Origin of the sequence: Rhodococcus sp. A14 (assembly GCF_011603105.1) — a bacterium.
GTDB classification, from domain to species: domain Bacteria; phylum Actinomycetota; class Actinomycetes; order Mycobacteriales; family Mycobacteriaceae; genus Rhodococcus_F; species Rhodococcus_F opacus.
In genome coordinates this window covers 1-909 of record NZ_JAAOQS010000288.1, presented here as the reverse complement: position 1 = coordinate 909, position 909 = coordinate 1, and the positions used below count along the sequence as shown (strand labels likewise).

1 pseudogene is annotated in these 909 nt (G+C 70.5%); it reads left to right on the top strand.

Features of this window, described 5'->3' with window-relative positions:
- A pseudogene (locus G9373_RS45440) lies at positions 1–909 on the top strand (transketolase); the annotation flags it as partial.

Below are 909 nucleotides of genomic sequence, written 5' to 3'. Positions count from 1 at the left end.
TCGAGGGCGGCGAGAACGTCGTCGCCATCGAAGAGGCCCTGAACAAGGCCCGCGAGGTCACCGACAAGCCGTCGCTGATCCTGCTCCGCACCATCATCGGCTACCCCGCACCGACCAAGATGAACACGGGCGCGGCGCACGGCGCCGCCCTCGGTGCCGACGAGGTCGCGGCCGTGAAGAAGGCGCTCGGCTTCGATCCGGACAAGACGTTCGAGGTCGCCGACGAGGTCATCGCCCACACCCGCAAGGTCGTCGAGCGCGGCGCCCAGGCACACAAGCACTGGCAGGCCCAGTACGACGAGTGGACGCAGCGCGCCCCCGAGGGCAAGAAGCTCCTCGACCGCCTGATCGGCCGCGACCTTCCCGCCGGCTGGGCCGACGTGCTCCCCACCTGGGAGCCCGATCCCAAGGGCATCGCGACCCGCAAGGCGTCCGCCGCCGTACTGAACGCCGTCGGACCGGTGCTCCCCGAACTGTGGGGCGGCTCCGCCGACCTCGCCGAGAGCAACAACACCACCATCAAGGGCGCCGACTCCTTCGGTCCCGAAGCCATCTCCACCCGCATGTGGACGGCCCAGCCCTACGGCCGCACCCTGCACTTCGGGGTCCGCGAACACGCCATGGGCTCGATCCTCAACGGCATCGCGCTGCACGGACCGACCCGCCCGTACGGCGGCACCTTCCTCGTCTTCAGCGACTACATGCGTCCCGCCGTGCGGCTCGCCGCGATCATGAAGACCCCGGTCACCTACGTGTGGACGCACGACTCCATCGGACTCGGTGAGGACGGGCCCACCCACCAGCCGATCGAGCACCTCGCCGCGCTGCGCGCGATCCCCGGCCTGTACGTCGTGCGACCCGGCGACGCCAACGAGACCGCCCACGCCTGGCGCGCCGTCCTCGAGAAGG